Here is an 18,146-nt window from a genome sequence, read left to right as displayed (position 1 = left end):
TGTGGAATTTTTTGTTCATTGGGAGGGCCGATGCTCACTTACCGCATCGGGGGTGTTGATTTTTTGTTCACCAAATCCATGCTTGTATATTTAGTACGATAACGGTATGATGGTTCAACTTCGTACCACATTACCCATGAAATACCGGACAGCTTTTGAAATGCAACCATCTTTCAATGCTGCTATTCTCTTGAAGGGGGTACAACTCATTTTGTTTCATAGTCTGCCGGTAGTTTTATTTATAGGAGCCATAATGAACGAAAGAAAATTATTTACCTCAGAATCTGTGGGGGAAGGTCATCCCGATAAACTATGCGATCAAATTTCAGACGCTGTGCTGGATGCCTGCCTCCGTGATGATCCGAACAGCCATGTTGCCTGCGAAACCTTTGCATCAACCGCCTTAATCCTTATCGGCGGCGAGGTTACCACTACAACCTTTGTTGATGTACAGCAAACTGCCCGGAATATAGCCCGGGAAATCGGGTATACCGATTCCGATTTTGGACTTGACTGCGATTCTATGGCAGTGCTGAATATGATTCATTCACAATCGCCTGATATTGCGCAAGGAGTGAACGGCACAGGACTTGATGAATACCGTAACCGAATGGGAGCTGGAGACCAAGGGATGATGTTCGGTTTTGCATGTAAAGAAACACCGGAGCTGATGCCTGCCCCGATCATGTATGCGCATACCCTGTTGCGTAAAGCGGCTCAGCTGCGTAAATCAAAAGAACTGAGCTGGCTGCGTCCCGATGCCAAAAGCCAAGTAACGGTGGAATACGAGAATGGAAAGCCCGTCCATATTGATACGGTTGTTATTTCTCATCAGCATAATCCTGACATTAGTCATCGTGATTTATCAGATGCTATTATAGAAAAGATTATCAAACCCGTGCTTGAACCGACCGGCTTATTGGATGCAAAGACAAAGTTTTATATCAACCCGACCGGGCGTTTTGTTATCGGCGGTCCCTTCGGCGACACCGGCTTAACCGGAAGAAAGATCATTGTTGACACATACGGCGGTATGGGGCGGCACGGCGGCGGGGCATTTTCCGGTAAAGACCCCACCAAAGTTGACCGTTCTGCAGCCTATATGGCTCGGTACGTGGCAAAGAATATCGTGGCGGCAGGGCTTGCCGAACGCTGCGAGCTGCAGCTTGCCTACGCTATCGGGGTTCCCTTCCCCGTATCTATCCGCGTGGATTCTTTCGGCACTGCTGCTGTCCCTGAGGCTGCAATAGAAAAAGCAGTGCAGAAAGTCTTTGATTTGAGCCCTGCCGGCATCATCAAAACACTGGATTTACGCAAGCCTATTTATCAAGCAACCGCCGCTTACGGTCACTTTGGACGCCCTGAATTTAGCTGGGAGAAAACCGATAAGGTAGAGGCGCTGAGATCCTCTATTGAATAAAGCTTTCTCCGATCTACTGAAAACCGGTTTCATTGCTGTTTGTGTCATTTTTATCAGCATAACTGAGATAGCCTGTACTCAGTCTGCCTCATCTATGGTATTGTATTTGCCGTCAGACAGCGCCCCGATACGGCTCAAAGCATTGAATAAAAATGCTCAACAGGGGCTTATCAGTAAGCCGGAAAAAAATGCGCAGCTCCTCTACGGCTTTGAAAAAAGTCCTGATTTCTATGTGTTTACCCACACGGGACGTTATGCCCTTGAGCTGGAGTTTGAGCTGCTGCAGGAACACGCACAGGATTCCGCAAGGACAGCCCATCCGGCACGGGAGACCGGCTCGTTAAAATCAGCTGCTGCCGCAGATACGGAGGTACCGTCTGCACAGTTTACAGTAGGTTTTCTGTACGAAGAGCATTTTACCGCATCCGGTGCGCTTAAAAAAGATGCGTCTCCCCGGTATCAGCTTGTCGTGCAAGAGCTGCCGGAGCAGCGCTTGACGGTAAGCCTCGGCTTTACCGGTACGCAGCGCCAATCCGCAGCCGTTTACGGTTTTGCGGTGCAGGCAGCAGTTCCGCTCAAGCTCCTCCGGGCGGCAGTTGTCCCTGCGCAGTACGGCTGGCTGAAAACCGGCAGTACACACTGGTTCGGCGTGAGCGCTGACGGAGGTATTATTCCCCCCGGTATTACCGGAACAGGGGACAACTCTTTTGCATCCTTTTCCACAGAGCTGCCGCGCCCATCACATATAGCCCGGCTTGCTCCGATCTCTACAGCAAAAACGCAGGCAGCCGGTTATTTACCACCAGCGGCATCACCGGTTGCAGTGCAGCCAGGAGCATCTCCAACAAGTTCTGTACACATATTGCAATCTCCTGCAGATGCACGGCTACAGCCGGAGTACGATCAGCTTATTTTGCACTTTGATCCCAGCCGAGCATTGCACCGCAGAGTAGAACAAGAGTCTGAATCCGATCAGCCGCAGTCCGTTTCCCGGCAGCCGCAGCTTTTTTTCCAATGCGGAGATCAACAAGTATCAGTATTTATGGCGCCACATCTTACACGCCTAACACTGGACGGCAGCCTTTTCCCCGATTCTGCATTCTCGGTACAGCAGCTTGATACCGAACCGGGACTCATCGGGGTTACGGCCCGTTGCGTATCTATTCACCCGCTCAGTCCTATTCCGGCAGATGCCGGGCTGATTGCACACTGGCCGCAGGAGCGTTGGCGGCAGCCATCTTATGAGCTTTTTGCTTGGGAAAGCTTTCCTTCTGTGCTTATTTTCGATTTTGAAGACTATGCTGCACAGGATGCCTATCTTAAACGGCTTGCGTTTTTTGCAGATAAAAAAGGCTATGCTGGCAGCCTTATCTCCGATGCTCGAATGAAGGCTTTTCACGGATTTAACGCCCATGACTATCGAGCGGAAACCCTCGCAGCTTTTTTTCAAAAAGCTGCGCAGGAACAGTTTCCACTGAATGATTCGGAGCTGCATTTGCAAACTATTCTGCTGCATAACGGCATTATCCGTAAAACCGAACAAGGAATCGAAGCAGGCGAAGGTGCAATTTTATCCATCAGCAGGCAGATACCAGCATATCTCCGTCTTCGGTTGCTTACCCATGAATGTCTCCACGGTATTTATTTTACACAAGAAAGTTTCCGAAATATAGTCGCTGATGTGTTTGAACATACCGATCCCCGTTCCCGGCTGTTTTTACGCCGCTATTTTGAAGCTGACCCGAAGCTCAACTATAATACATCGGACTCCTACCTCTTGCAAAACGAATACATGGCATATATCCTACAGCAAAGCCCTTCCTATCTTCAGGAATATTATCTTACCCGGCTTGCCCGTCACTGGGCAATACGTGCAGCCGAACCGGAACTCTGCAAGTATATAACAGCAACAAATGCCGAAGCATTCGTACAAGCAGCAGAAGAGATGAGCCGTTTCCTCTATGCACACTGGGGAATGAAAGGCGGCAGAATATATCTTGCCGAACTGAAACGTTTTTAGTGCAGAAAAACTGTTCGAAAACTTTCTTTCTGAACAGGTCTATTCCTCACGGAGGTAAAAATGGATTTTGGAGAGATACTTGATCAATGGGATATGCAAACACAGCGTCCTTATGGAAAAAAGAAATTACGCCGTGATGCAAAAAATCCCGCACAAACCGATGCCGGTAAAGAAAATACACAACGTATAAACCCGATGGATTATTGGCTTAATCGGCACGGGATATATGATAAAGATGCCGAAAATCAGGAAGAAACCGGAGCAGGAGCAAATTTTGCAGAAAAACGGAAACTTCGCACCATGCGTCCTCAAGCTGAAATTGATTTACATGGAATGACTCTGGAAGAATCCTATGCCGCACTTGTAGCCTTCTTTGATGATGCCGTACAAAAATCTTACAAAAAAATATTGATTATTCATGGTAAAGGGAATCATTCGGAAAATGGTCCCGTTCTTGCACGCTTTGTGCAAAAATTTTTGGAATCCCATGCACACGCCGGAGAAACAGGACATCCTAAAGGACGGGACGGGGGAACCGGATCAACATGGGTGATCCTCAAATAAAACCGGTGCTGCACGCAGTATCTCCATTGTCACAGTACCCTAAAAAAGTTAGAATAGAGAAATACTATGGAAACCGAGCTGAATACTATACAAACAACCAATAGCAGCGTAGTTGAACACGATGCTCTCCTCATGCAAATAGCGCTTTATGCAGGCGAGCTTTTAATCCGCAACGGCGCAGAAATGTACCGTGTAGAAGAAACAATGGTCAGAATATGTGAATCAGGAGGAATATGCGGTATAAACCCTTTTGTAACGCCGACCCTCATTTTTATTGCAGCCGGAAACGGCAAAAATTTTCTTTATGCAAAAAATATCAAAAAACGAAGTAATGATATTTCAAAAATAGCTCTCGTAAATGATTTTTCCCGGCACTTTGTTGCCGGGCATATTGATATATCCCAAGCGATGGCACGGCTCCGCGCAATTGACGAACATAAGGGCTATCCTTATGGACTGCTGCTTGTGGCAACCGGTATTGCATGCGGTATTTTTGCCGTATTGGTAGGCGGAAAATTCGGAGATTTTATTGCCGCATTTCTTGCTTCTGTTGTTGCCGTCTATATTGGTGATAAAATAACGGCACGCTCTCGAACCGTATTTACTGCTAATTTTGTTGCCAGTATGTTTGTAGGGATTATCGCCGTTGCATCATTTCAAATCAAACTGGTTGACAATCTGGATAACATTATTGTCGGTGCAGCTCTTGCTCTTGTTCCCGGCGTTGCCTTTACTGCCGGAATCCGGGACTTTATTTCAGGAGACCTTATCTCCGGCATAGCACGTATTGGAGAAGCCGTGCTCGTAGCGATTGCAATTGCATTCGGTGTCGGCAGCATTTTAATGGGCTATTCGCTCCTTGGAGATCTGTAATGCCGCTCTATCTGCATACAATACTTTCTTTTTTGAGCTGTTTCGGTTTTGGGATCCTTTTTAATGTAGAAAAACGGACGTTGTTTCTTGCTGCTGTAAACGGCTCGATAGGCTGGACTATTTTGATGGCATTTGATAATACCCATATAAGCTATATCTTTGCCAATTTACTTTCAGCGCTGGTTGTCGGTATTCTTGCGGAGATTTTTGCCATTGTAAAAAAGACCCCTGCAACCGGTTTTATCGTTATCGGTGTAATTCCCTTAGTTCCCGGATTCCGCGTATATCGGTCAATGCTCTTTTTTGTCCGGGGCGATCTGGATCAAGGACTTACCGAAGGGGTAAAAGCCTGTTTTATGGCTATTGCGATTGCAGTAGGTATCATTCTGGCAACATCGATTACCCGGATGATTAGGCAGCATATCAGTTTGAAGCATTAGCTGCTGTTTTTAGAACTTCCCAATAATTGCAGGTAAAAAAGATGATTTCGTTAATAGCATTTTTAGGAAATGTGGGGCGGGAGTATGAACGCACCCGGCATAATGCAGCGTGGATTGCCGCAGATCGTTTAGATATCTGTGCGGGAATTTCTTGGCAGCATAAATTCCGCGGGTTGTATGGACGTTTCCCGGCAACAGTTACCGGAGGTCAGGCTGTTCATGCTTTAAAACCTGAAACTTATATGAATTTGTCGGGTGAAGCAGTGGGAGAACTTGCACAGTTTTTCAAAATTCCTCCAGCGGAGATACTCATTGTACACGATGAACTGGAACTGCCGTCTGCCGCTATCAGCTTAAAGTGGTCGGGCGGACTCGGCGGACATAATGGGCTACGCTCCGTAAAGGCAGCACTTGGGACGGCAGACTTTTGGCGGCTCAGGATCGGCATTGGACGGCCGGGTGGAAAAAAAAGCAGCAGCGCAGAGCATCCCGATATTGCAGGCTATGTACTGTCTTCTTTTTCTCAAGAAGAATTTACCCTGCTGGATACTGCACTGCCGAAGCTTAATCCGCTTTTTACTGCGCTTATCACTGAACGGAAAGAACCGCAAGCGCTTCTTCCGGCATGGACTAAAATCCTCCCCGGTATATCAGCGTAATTATTCTAACAAGTCAGACTTTCATAGTACACGTATCAAAGTTTGACAATCTTCACGGCATTGAGCATCGAAGATATGAATGCCTCTATAGGGATTGGCATAAGCCGCAGCGCCCTACTACTCTACCTCTATTGCTTTTTGGCTGCGGAGATAGAAGATATAGGCTTTTACCGGTTTTGCTATTGCCTCCCCTCCCATACCAGCGCCGAACCCGTCCATCTTGTAAAAATTTTCTGCAGCAGCTTTGTAAATAAGCAGCTGTTCGCGGTGTCTTTCGGGATAAACTTTCTGGTCGGTTTTATAGTCAACAACGTATACAACATTGTCATACTCAAACAGAAGATCGATTTGTCCAATCACAAGTTTTCCGCTATATAAGGTTAAAAACCCGTATTCTGTTTTTTTAAACTCAGCAGCCAATGCTTTCTTTCCCATGTCGGAAGAGAAAAATGAAGTACAAAGCTTTTCTATTTCTCCTGCATATTTGGCAGGCACAGTACAGGGTTTATCCCAAAAACGGGCTTCAAGCGCTTTGTGTACCAGTGTTCCAAATTCGGTACTCGAAAGATCATCTTCGGCAGTGCTATCTTCGGCATCATCACCATCCTGTACCGCCGGGATAACCGGCTCAGGAGATAAGGAGAACCACTGCTGATCTTTTGCAAACTGAGTAGCAGGAACAATGCGCTGAGCCGCAAGCGGAAAATGCTTTTCCGGAAGCTGCCGGTATTGTTCAAGCAGAGCCGGTACACCGCAAGCAGCAGAGTCCTCGTGTGTGTGCCGCAGTTTAGAAAGAGGAAGCGGCAGCACTTCCGTAAAATGCACCGAGGGAAACGCTTGCGTCATTGCCGGAAGCAAAAGCTGAAAGAAACTCCGGTTGCTTTCAGCCTTCTCCGGCTGCTTGAGTACAGTCTGTATGTGCTGCAATGTACGGGCTTCTTCCGGAATATCTTCAACCTTAGACGTACTGTTTGCCGCTCCGCTCAATATCAACCGTACCTTAGCACGGGTCAGCGCAACATAGAGAAGACGCTTTGTTTCCGCAAGATGCTTTGCATTTGCCTCTTCCCGCATCTGTTCAAAAAACACACTGGCGCTCTGTCCGTTTTTTGCTTCCTTGGGGAGGTGAATAACCGGTCCCAGTTCCTTATGCAAAAAGACTAATCCTTCTTTTGTTTCTTTTTTTCCCTCACTACCGCAGCCGGGAATACAGACAATAGGAAATTCCAACCCCTTACTCTTATGTACCGTCATAATTTTAACGGCATTACTACTCTGCTCAAGAGGGATTTCTATATCTTGCACTTTCTCTTCATTGAGGATATAGGCAACAATTGTGTCAATAAAGCCGGAAAGCCCCTGTCCGGCTGCATCGGCATCTACGGCAAGCGCAAAAAGATAATCATACAGTTCAAGATACCGGTGATACTGTAGTTGAGACAGCAGCACATACCGGTACCCTTCATCATACCACAAGGCAGTGATGAGTTCGGCATTTGTTGCTTTTTTTATGTAGCCGAGCAGCCGTTCAAAAAGAGCGCAGGCATTCAAAAAAGCTGTTTGCTCGCTGCCTTTAAGAACCTGCGCTGATGCCCGGTCAAAGGGAAGGACGCTGTGTTCCGTACTCTGCAATAACAGCTGAGTAAATGAGAGGTCATTGATCCTGACAAAAGGAGAGCGCAGCACCTGAGCATACACCGACCGGTCATTCGGATATACTGCAAGCCGGAGCAAGGCGCAGATATCGTTCAGCGGAGCATCGGAAAATAAGCCCTTTTGCTGCACCGATATATAAGGAATTTTGAACATACGGAAAAAGCGTTCATACGTTGCCTGATGGGTTGAGGTACGGAACAGCACCGCAAAATCAGACCACCGGCAGGGACGCACAGTTTTAAGTTCATCATCATAAACAGGATAGTGTTCGGCATAAACCTCAGCCATCTTTTGCGCCAGCGTATATGCCTCACACTCAAGAGGAGTTACCATGGTATCATCCCCCTGTGCTGCATCGGAAAAACGCTTTTTTTCTATATATAAAATATCAGTTTGAGGGTTCAGCCCCTCCACTGCAGGTCGATGCAAAATAGGAATAAACTCCGCTTCAAAATCCGGAACGGCACCGCTTTCAGGCTTATGCTGCTCGGAATAGAATACCCGCATAAACACGTCATTAAAAAAATGCAGCAGTGCAGGCTCAGTGCGGTAATTTGTTTGCAGGTTGATCGATGCGGAATCGGAATCCTGCCGTAAATCACGGGAAAGTGAACGGAATACGGCAACGTCGGCACCCCTGAATGCATAAATAGACTGTTTTTCATCCCCTACGAAAAAAAGCTTATCGGAAACCAGTTCATTGACTTCCGGTACCGACTGCGCAGTACGGTCTTCTTTTTCTGCCAGTAAAAACAGGAGATTCCGCTGCAGGGTGTTGTTATCCTGAAATTCGTCAATCATAATCCGCTTGATTTGCCGCTTATACAAAAGCCGCAATCCGGGATCAGTCATCAGTGCATCAACCGCAAGCTGGGCATTATCACTGAAATGCAAGATACTCCGGCGTTTCTTTTCGGCAATATACCGCGTCTGCAGCAGTGTACATAACTCATAAATTCCCCGTATATCGTCCTTATGCTTATAAAAGAGCAGAAGACCATACAAGCGGGAGTTAATCGTCTTCAGGTGTTTGCAATATTCTTTGCATGTATTCACCTCCGGTACCCGCTGCCCTTGTCTCTGGCTTACACCGGCAATTTTTTCAAGCGTTCCAATAAACAGCGGCAGTTGCGGATCATCTAAGCGTGCAGGAACAGGCGGCATACCGAATGCAGCCTCTTTCAATGCACAGATATACTTATCCTTCTCATCAAAATATGAGCAGATGGAATTGTAAACGTCCGCAGCTTCCTTGCACAACGGCTCAAAGAGAGCTTCCGCTGCAGCAAGCTGGCGCTCCAGCGCTGCCGAAAAATCGATAGGGCGGGAAATGGTGGTATAGTCATTCAGAAGTTTTACAAAAAACTCATCAATAAAGGTACTAATAGACTGCCGATCCATCAAAAGATACTGTAAGGCAGGATCGGAACGGTGTTCAAGGAAAAAATCCAGCGAAAGATTATAGGCAATCCGCTTTGATTCTGCAGGGTCAATGGAAAAGTCGGGACTAATACCAAAACGGCGGCAGCCCTGTACTGCAATCTTATTACAAAATGAATCAAGCGTCATAATTTGAGCTTTAAAAAAAGAATCGAGTGCAGCCTTTGCCCGCTGTGTACGGATACGGTTTTCAGTATGCTGCTCACCCTCTTCCCCGGAAGCGGCGTATTTTTTCAGCTCGGCATAAATCCGCTGATTCATCTCTGCAGCAGCTTTATCCGTAAAGGTCAGCGCCAGTATATTTTCAACTTGATAGTTTTTTTCAGTGATGAGATACACATAACGGCTTGCCAAAACCTTTGTTTTACCTGAACCTGCACCGGCAGCAACTACGGTATTAACGTCTGCTTTTACAGCTCTTTTTTGATCTTCGTTCAAATCTTTGCAAATATCAATCATCTTAAAAAAGATTTACCCCCTCTTACCCAAAATGTCAAGGGATATACGTTCCAAAAGACGCAACTCTTCCCTTGACAAAAGCACAAGAGCATATAGACTATAAAGAGCTGCTCAAACAGAAATATTCAAAAGAATCTAAGAAGAACCTCTAAAGAACACGGTCTTTAGAGGTTGCAAATAAAAGACGGTGCTGCAGCTTGCCGCCTTGTGGATTTCAATAGGACAATATGATGATAAAAACCATACGTGAGAACTGTAAACATACCGCAAAATGCATTGCAGCATATCCATACACGCTGCATATCGCCGCTCTTGGCATCTTTACGGCATTAATGATTCTGCCTTTCAGCATGAATAAAATGAATTTATTTCATCAAGACAAACTGCCGGTTCTTGTATATCCTTTTACTTTCTTCTCAGCAGGAGTACTGCAAAAAACTTTTCATCTTTTTAATATCGGCTGCTATTTATTTTTTTTGTTACCGCTTACATGGATTATGATCGTAACATCCTTTTTTTACAAAAAGATAACACCGAAAATGATCAGCATTTGCAGCTTTGCAGCAGTTAGTATCTATCTTGCTACTGCTATTTCAGGAGTTATGCTCTTTGCCAATACGATACGATGGTTTCAAACGCTTCATATTACTGTTTATATCTCGTTTTTCATAGCACTTTCTTTCCATATTTTGTTAATAGCCCGCGGCATCCGTTCCATCCGTTCAGGCAGTGAATCCTATACGGAATACCAACGGCTCCTTCGGGATGAAGAACGCAATACGCGCATAATGCTCCAGAACCAAGCAAAGCGGTCAACGCAAACCAAACCGGCAGCTTCTGCGCAGCAGAAACCTCAAGAGCAAAGCAATACCCGGATAAAAGATATTTTCTTGTCTTTACCGTATATCAGACGATTCCGCTCAGCACAGCGAACTACTCATGTCAAAACAAAAATAACTTGCATCATCTTATCCACGATCAGCATTATGCTTTTTGTTTTTATTTATACTGACTTGAAAAACTATAAGCTTTTGCTAACACAAAACGTCAATACAACCGGCAGCAATCTTGCCGAACAGGTTGCAGCGATTTATACCTTCTCAGATGGACTGCATGCAAAAATCAACGCTTTTTTAGAAGGTATTAAAAAGACAAACGAATCGTCTCCGTTCCCTCACCAGCGGGTTGACATTATCACAACGGATAGTAAAACCGCAATGTTGCTTGAACATATTGATACTACAACCGTTTTCCCTGCTTTCAACGTATTCTCATACACAACCGAACCCGAATCAGTACGCAAAATACCGGCAGAAGAAAAACGCATCACTGCAGAGGAAGCCGCCTACTATATCCGCCATTATCAAAATGAACGCATACGGAATTTACCGATCTACAAACCGGAAAAAGGCTCCTGTATTTATGTATATCCTATTGCCTTTTCACGAAAAGACGGGCATAAACTGGTTGGTTTTTCTGTCGTTACCTATTTTAAGGAAATTCTGGACAGACCGTATTTTCAGGCAAAGGTATTTATCTTTGCACTATCGGCAGTATTTTTATATGCAGCAATTATTATTACGCTGTTTCTTTCCGATATAATCACAGATCCCCTGATTATCTTGTGCGCCAATATTAGAAATACCACAAATATTCTGAGTAATATTCTTTCCGGGACTGCAAAGATCGATGCTGAAAAATTGATTTTTGCAGAAACTATCAAAACACATGATGAAATTAAACGTCTTTCAATCGAAATAAAAAATATTGTCACCCTTGTACGGGGAATGCTGCCCTATGTATCTTTTCACACTATCAGGAATGCTGAAAAAGAAAAAGGCTCAAGAGGCACTCAGCGGGACCTCTGTTTTTTATTTACCGACATTCGCGGCTTTACCAGCCTCTGTGAAAATATGAGTCCAAGGGAAATAATTACGATTTTAAATCGGTATCTTGATATTGAAGCACAGATCATCTTTGATAACGGCGGTGATATAGATAAATATGTCGGCGATGAAATGATGGCATTCTTTTCCGGACCGCGAAAAGAATTGAATGCTTGTAAGGCTGCCATAGAAATTAGAGAAGCCCTTCATAAAGAACAACAGAGTGCAATACAAGCAGGAAAAGCAGCAGTTTCTCTTGGCATCGGAATCAATTCCGGTACCGTAGTATTTGGACCGGTCGGTTCGGAAACTCGCAAAGATTTTACATCTATTGGAGACACCGTAAACCTTGCAGCTCGGCTGGAAGGAGTCAATAAAGTATACGGTTCAAAAACGGTTATCTCGGAATCCGTCTATAACAAACTGCAAGATAATTTTATTTGCCGAGAACTTGATTACATAACCGTAAAAGGAAAGGCTGAGGCTGTCCGTATTTTTGAGATATTACAAGCTGCACAAAAAATAAAAGATGAAAGAATATACGATCTAAAGAACCTATTTGAAACAGGTCTACAGCATTACCGCCAACGGAAATGGCAGCAAGCAGCAAAGTATTTTTCCAGCTGCGTCCAGAAGTATAATGATACCCCATCTCAGGTATTTTTAGATAGAATTACTCACTATCAAATTTCTCCGCCTCCAAATAATTGGACAGGCGTTTTTGTGATGAATGTTAAATAAAGAGGGCATCGGCAAAGCCGCCGATATGATAAATCATTTCCTCACAGAATCAACATCCCCGGCGCGGCGGGTAAGCATTAACTCTCCGCACGAATAAGCTGATAGACCTGATGTTTTTTTTAGTTAAGAGCTTCCCTCATGCATTCAAGACAAGCAAGCATTATCCCTGTACATTGCCTCAAACAATATACAGGGATTGATAAAAGTATTTCAGGAATTATTGTTTTAGTTTTTTACCGTTACTTTTTCTTCCGAGACATAGCTGTTTTCAAAACCTTCAATTTTTTTAATAGTATTGAGCCAATAGTTTGCCTCAGTACTGTTATTAAAGGGACCAACTCTGACACGGTGCGTCAGCCCTGTTTTTGTCTCTTTTGTGAAGATTTCTACCTTCATGTGTTGCGCAGCGAGTTTATCTCGAGCACGTTCAGCGTTAATCCGGTTAGCAAGTGAAGCAGCCTGTACCCAATAGAAAGTCTGTACAGCCGAAACCGATGCTTTACGCTTTGCCGGTGTTTGTGCCTTGGGTTTTGCAGCTGCAGCAGGCGCTTTTGTTTCTATTGTGATACGGGCTTGTGCTTGTACCGCAGCTTGACTCTTACGAGGAGCCGTTTCTTTCTTTACAGCAGGCTGTTCTACCTGTACTTCAGGTTCCGTTTCAATCCCAATTTGCTCAGCAAGCTCCTTGGGCAATCCAGCCGCTTCAGATTCTCCAACTTGAGCTGTTAGATCGGAAACATCCAGATTCCTTGATTGCCCATCCGTAGAAATAATATTCAGATTATTCAAATTGATAATATTACCTGAAGCGGCAGGCGCAGCGGTATCAAGACCTGCTACTTTTTCAGGATCCCGTGCCCACAGATCGGGATCATACCCCGGTGCCGGCGTAGCAGTACTTTCATACGGAATAGTTTCACCGCCTAGCTGTGCCGTTACACTATTGCGGGAAGGTGAATATAAAAATAATGCAATACCGAAGATTATCAATACAAATAAGCTTACCGAAAGGATAACCCATAAAATTTTCTTTTGTTCCATAGCCGTCCTCAAAATCCCTTTTTGCGCAGAACCTGTTCTATCTTGTTCCGTAAAGAATATACGGAATGAGTGTTCCTCACGCTTACTATATCGGCATTTTGTGCAAGGTATTGAGTAAAGAATTTTCTTTGCTGCATAAAGCGGGCAATAAGCTGCCGAAGCGGACGCTTATCCCGTTTTTTTGCACGGATAAGCCGCAGGAGAAACGGCGCCGTAATATACAGGATAAACGAACATTCAGGTACTAAATGTGTTTTATGCAATGTCGGCGCATTGAGAACAATAGGGCGCGCCGGCGCTTCGGATTCAGCGTTGCGGATAAGATTGCGGATTCGCTGTTCTATTTTAGGGAGGATAAAAGCTTCATGCACCGCTAAGAGTGCAGGATCATCAAAAAGCAAAGCGCTCAGCGCTTTCCGGTCAAGCCGACCGTCCTGCTGCCGCAGCTTTAAGCCTTTTTTTTCAGCATTACCTTCAAAAAGAGTAACGAGGGTATTTTGCTCTTCCGACAGCACTTGGTGAGCAACTATATCCGCATCAATGACATAAAAACCTTTTCCTGCAAGGAAATCTGCAACAACATTTTTCCCGGCGCAGGACTGTCCTGCAAGTCCGATAAGATTATTTTTTTTTGATTCCATAGAAAAAAAGAATTGGGTATCATCCAAAAAAGCAATACTAGTGGGCATCTCTAAAAACTCAGGTATAGTTTTTAGAGATGCCCAATGCTATTTTTATCAGACACCCATACATAAAAATTACACCTGTGATGCCCGGGAAAGCTTCAAAACGTGATGAAGGCATCGTCTAAGAACTTCCGTTGCTAGACGATGCCCATTATTTTACCATTCCCAGGCACTGTCTATGCTTTTACTTGATCAGAATAAATTCAACGCGGCGGTTTTTCCACCAGTTATCCCGATCAGACAATGCTGCAATCGGTTTTGTCCCGCCGATACCGACAGAAGACAAACGTCCGCGTGCAACACCTTTTTCAATCAAGAACTTGCGTACTGAATCAGCCCGCGCTGCAGAAAGCGGTATCAAATCTTCTTGCTCTTCACGTTCCGTACCGCTCACATTATTCGCATGCCCTTCAACCTGTACCTTATATTCCGGGAATTTGTTGAGAATTTCCGCAATACGGGTTAGGACCTTAACATTCCGGTCAACGACATTCTTTTCAAGCTCGTCAAAATCCGCTGCATTCTTTCTAAATATAATGGAAGGAACTGCAATCTTGAGCTTGTCGCCATCTCTGATAACCAATACATCTATCGGCACATAGCCTTTTACTACAGAGGTTAGCCCGATCTCATCGGTTACCGTAAAGGTATAAGGATAGTCAGTTGCAGACTGTACGGTTTCGCCCTTGAGAGAACGTCCATCCCAAATGATCTGCTCGGTTATCTTGTCTAAGCCTCCGGTACTCCAGAAAAGCTTATTACCGGTGTCTTCAGGCTCACGGATTTCAAATGACCACTGCTTGAGCTGAGTATCCGACTTTGCCGACAGATTGATAAATAGCTCGTCTTCGTTACCATCGTTATCCGGACTAAAGTATTTAGGATTCAGTTTAACCCCCAGTTCAGGAGCCTTGATCGAAGCTATAAACGGTGCCGTACTTACCTGTAACTCATCGCCTTTGGTGTACTGCAGCGAAAGACTTGCAGTAAAGGTACCCGAAACAACTTTTCCGGCATCGGATTTACCATCCCACTGGAGAATAGAAGCCAATGTGTCGCCTTTTTCGGATGACCAGATTTTTACCGGATCACTTGAACTACCGTCCATTGCCGTAATAGCAACCACCCATGCTGCAAGTCCGTCTTTCAAGGTTGTGTGAATGGTGAGCGTCTGGACATCTTTGATACCATCCCCATTGGGAGAGAATGCAGGCAGCTCGGCAGTAATATAAGCCTTGGGTACACGAGAGTCGATTACGATATTGTCAAGCGACCGTACGGTTCTATTTCCGGCAGCATCTTGTGCGGATATGGTGTACCGATATATTCCATCGCTTACCTTGTTACCGGAGCTATCGGTTCCGTCCCATACAAAATCAGCAGCAGCGCCTTCCCATGTAAAGGTACGTACTTCCATATTATCTGCGGAGGTAATACGTCCTGTCCAGAGGTCTTCTGCTGAACCCTGCTGTGTTACCGGCAAGTTAGGACGTTTTGCCGCTCCATCAGTGGAGAATACCAGATAAGGCGCGGAAATAGTCACTTCAGGGAATGCAGTGTCAAGGGTAATTTCCGGAATAGCTGATTTTGAAGACTGACCGTTTTTGAGTATCACATTGATTGCTGCAGAGTAACTGCCGTCTGCACAAACTTGCCCGCGCTGAGTTCCCGCATCAGCAGTACCATCCCAGATAATTGATGCAGGCGGTGTACCGCTGCCGCTTACCGTCTTAACTGCTGCACCAGATTGATCTGCAATCGTAAAAGTATACGAATCTACCGCAGTTGCAGATTTTATCTTAGGTGTAAATACAATGCTATCCTGCACACCGTCTTTATTCGGCGAAAAGGCAAGGATGCTGGCAGATAAGATTACATCAGCCTTTTCCGTATTCAATTCAACCGTAACAGGCTGGGAATAGCCAGTATTGCCTGCATCGTTTTTACCTACCAACCGGTATGCATATTTTCCGTCAGCAGCCAAATCTCCGGCATTATCACGCCCATCCCAAGCAAAGTTCGACGCATGATCTTTTGCCACTGCAAAGTTACGGATGGGTTTACCGCTCAAATTGCCGGATGCATCAAGCGCATAAATTTCGGCAATCCAAGAATCACCTCCGCTAAGCTGCTGTGTAAAGATAACCGTATCAAGATTCCCGTCTCCATCAGGTGAGAATATTGGAGTTGAGCTTTTCACCGCTGCCTTAGGTGCGGTCACATTCAGCATAAATACCGGTGAGGTTTCTGAAGGAGCATAGCCGTTTACATACCGTGCGGACAACACTGCTTTGTAGTCCCCTTCCGGTAACACAGCTCCTTGAGCATCCTTTCCTTCAAAGATAATAGGAGCAATCTGAGCATTGGAAACCGAGTAAACCGTTGTACTATCAGCATTTTGAACTTCGATTTTCCACTCTTGCAAGCCAGTCTGTACCGGTATTGCCGGCGACAGCGTGATCGTATCTTTTACACCGTCTCCATTCGGAGAAAATGCCCGTGCACTGATAGAAATACCAACCGACGGTTTGATAGTGTCGACAATAATATTCGATATTGAACGGGATGCGCTGTTTCCTGCGCGGTCAACAGCTGAAATCCGATAGGTATAAATACCATCAGGCACCAGCTCACCTGCATTATCCTTCCCATCCCACACAAAATCAGAGGGAGCAGCCTTGAGCGTATCTACAGAACGCACAGCCCGCTTATTAGAACCTATGATGGAAGCTGTCCACTTATCTTCCACAGAACCCTGCTGCCGAATGGGGAAGGTGTCTTTGTTTCCGTCGCCGTCAGGACTGAAAATCAATGCATTCTGCCCGGAGGGAGGGGTAACGGTAATACTGGGCGGCGTATTGTCCACAACAACAGCATACCGCTCCGTTTTTGCCGTATTCTTGTTATCATCCGAAGCTGTAATGGTAAAATAGTAGGTGCCGTCCGGTGCAACAGAGCCGGAATCGAGCATACCGTCCCACCGCAGCGTCTCCGGAACATCAACACCGGACTTTGCCCGGGTAAGCAGCTTCCAGAAAGACCTGCCGCTCAGCTGCGGCAAAGATTCCTTATTAGCGATAGTACGGACAACCTCGCCTTTGTCATTTTCAATATCGCATGACCAGGCTACTACGTACCGCTCATCGGTAATAGACAGCGGGAATTCAAGCATATCCTGCACCCCATCGCTATTGGGAGAAATATAGACAGTTTCAGGATAATCGGCACTGATTGCAGGAGCAGCGGTATCTTTTTTTCCAACCTTGACATTAACGCCTGCACCAATTGCCCAAATACTATTTCCGAGCGGTTTGGCGGCAAGCTGCGGGGTAATATCGCTTTGTTCCCATGCATTAGAGCCGCTCTTATCTTTTGTATTCAGTTTAATTGTACAGGCAAGTCCGAATGACGGAATATAACTCTGTACATGATATAAGGTTTCCACCAGATTGAAGTTCCAGCCCGCTTTAAACGTTACCATCTCTGCAAAATTCATGTGCAAACCGGTATCAAATACTACATTCTGAAAGGTCGGGAAAGAAAGATCAAACGCCATACCGAGCTTAAAGTTTTTGACTGCCATCAAAGTTGTTGCGAAACCAACGCGGGGAGTAAACATTCCCGGAAAACCACTGGTACCGGTAAGCCCCTTCACACCGCCGTCATTGGGATTATAGGGTTTTCCCATCCCGGTAAGCGAAACGCCAAGCCGTGAATCCTTAGCAAAACCGAGATTCCCGAAGCGGTAGAGCACGCCAAAATCAGCGCCAAGACCCCAGCCGGTACCGATAATAGCGTAGACTCCAGTACCCAGCGCAAGCTTTTCCGTTAAATCCTTTGAATAGGAAAAGCGCAGTGAACCGGCAGTACCCCACTGAAGTGAGGCAAATGAAGACGTAAAAAAGTGCACATCAGTTGCAACAACACCCCACCGGGTAGGATAGAGAAAATCCGCATTTGCCAAATGCCCCTTCCATCCTGAATCCCCAACGGTATTCCGCCTAAAACCGATAACACCTGCATACGAAAGATCAAAGATAATCCGCTGCTCGTATGCGGAAAGAGCCGGGTTGGATGCTAAATCAGCAGGATTACCATCCGCAAACGGTCCCCCGGTTACACTTGTCTGACCACCCAAGAGATCGGGAGAAAAGAAAGTCTGCGCAGACTCACCTCCTCCCGGCGGATTATAAGCAAATACGCTATATGCGCTGAATACAACACATAGCATAAATACAATTCGTTTCACAAAATCCTCCTC

At 45.5% G+C, this 18,146-nt stretch carries 11 protein-coding genes; 7 read left to right on the top strand and 4 right to left on the bottom strand.

Features of this window, described 5'->3' with window-relative positions; all coding sequences use genetic code 11:
- Nucleotides 1–253: 253 nt before the first annotated feature.
- The 6 genes from metK to pth all read left to right on the top strand — a co-directional run bounded on the left by metK (nt 254) and on the right by pth (nt 5,976).
- A complete protein-coding gene (metK, locus tag ACTTJ8_RS02480) occupies nt 254–1,420 on the top strand; it encodes a methionine adenosyltransferase (protein WP_442718370.1) in 1,167 nt (388 codons plus the stop codon).
- On the top strand, nt 1,413–3,440 hold the full coding sequence (locus ACTTJ8_RS02475; RefSeq protein ID WP_442718369.1) for a hypothetical protein: 2,028 nt from the start codon (nt 1,413–1,415) through the stop codon (nt 3,438–3,440). The genes metK and ACTTJ8_RS02475 overlap by 8 nt, the downstream gene beginning before the upstream one ends.
- Before the next feature lie 60 nt (nt 3,441–3,500).
- On the top strand, nt 3,501–4,004 hold the full coding sequence (locus tag ACTTJ8_RS02470; RefSeq protein WP_442718368.1) for a Smr/MutS family protein: 504 nt from the start codon (nt 3,501–3,503) through the stop codon (nt 4,002–4,004).
- Between the two features lie 66 nt (nt 4,005–4,070).
- Nucleotides 4,071–4,877: a threonine/serine exporter family protein gene (locus ACTTJ8_RS02465; protein ID WP_442715040.1), complete on the top strand. Its 807-nt coding sequence runs from the start codon at nt 4,071–4,073 to the stop codon at nt 4,875–4,877.
- Nucleotides 4,877–5,317 carry a threonine/serine exporter family protein gene (locus tag ACTTJ8_RS02460; protein ID WP_442715041.1) on the top strand — a complete coding sequence of 147 codons (441 nt, stop codon included), beginning with the start codon at nt 4,877–4,879 and terminating at the stop codon, nt 5,315–5,317. The genes ACTTJ8_RS02465 and ACTTJ8_RS02460 overlap by 1 nt, the downstream gene beginning before the upstream one ends.
- 41 nt (nt 5,318–5,358) lie before the next feature.
- Nucleotides 5,359–5,976 carry an aminoacyl-tRNA hydrolase gene (gene pth / locus ACTTJ8_RS02455; RefSeq protein WP_442718367.1) on the top strand — a complete coding sequence of 206 codons (618 nt, stop codon included), beginning with the start codon at nt 5,359–5,361 and terminating at the stop codon, nt 5,974–5,976.
- A 117-nt stretch (nt 5,977–6,093) separates the two neighbouring features.
- Here pth and ACTTJ8_RS02450 read toward each other — a convergent pair whose 3' ends face one another.
- Entirely contained in the window at nt 6,094–9,531 is a 3,438-nt protein-coding gene (locus ACTTJ8_RS02450; RefSeq protein ID WP_442718366.1) for a UvrD-helicase domain-containing protein, read from the bottom strand.
- Between the two features lie 227 nt (nt 9,532–9,758).
- Between ACTTJ8_RS02450 and ACTTJ8_RS02445 the strand changes: the two genes are divergently transcribed.
- Nucleotides 9,759–12,158: an adenylate/guanylate cyclase domain-containing protein gene (locus ACTTJ8_RS02445; protein WP_442718365.1), complete on the top strand. Its 2,400-nt coding sequence runs from the start codon at nt 9,759–9,761 to the stop codon at nt 12,156–12,158.
- A 225-nt stretch (nt 12,159–12,383) separates the two neighbouring features.
- On the opposite strand, the gene ACTTJ8_RS02440 is transcribed toward ACTTJ8_RS02445, so the two are convergent.
- From ACTTJ8_RS02440 to ACTTJ8_RS02430, 3 genes are all read right to left on the bottom strand, one after another.
- The gene (locus tag ACTTJ8_RS02440) at nt 12,384–13,199 is read right to left on the bottom strand and encodes an SPOR domain-containing protein (RefSeq protein ID WP_442715045.1); all 816 of its coding nucleotides are present in this window, start codon (nt 13,197–13,199) and stop codon (nt 12,384–12,386) included.
- Between the two features lie 8 nt (nt 13,200–13,207).
- Nucleotides 13,208–13,840 (bottom strand): dephospho-CoA kinase, encoded by a 633-nt coding sequence (gene coaE / locus ACTTJ8_RS02435; protein ID WP_442720211.1) that lies wholly within the window; start codon nt 13,838–13,840, stop codon nt 13,208–13,210.
- Nucleotides 13,841–14,069: 229 nt separating this feature from the next.
- On the bottom strand, nt 14,070–18,134 hold the full coding sequence (locus ACTTJ8_RS02430; RefSeq protein ID WP_442720210.1) for a FlgD immunoglobulin-like domain containing protein: 4,065 nt from the start codon (nt 18,132–18,134) through the stop codon (nt 14,070–14,072).
- Between the last annotated feature and the right edge of the window lie 12 nt (nt 18,135–18,146).

It is taken from the genome of Treponema sp. (assembly GCF_052169735.1).
GTDB lineage: Bacteria > Spirochaetota > Spirochaetia > Treponematales > Treponemataceae > Treponema.
The sequence above is the reverse complement of the archived record's forward strand: the minus strand, read 5'-3'. Positions and strand labels throughout refer to the sequence as shown.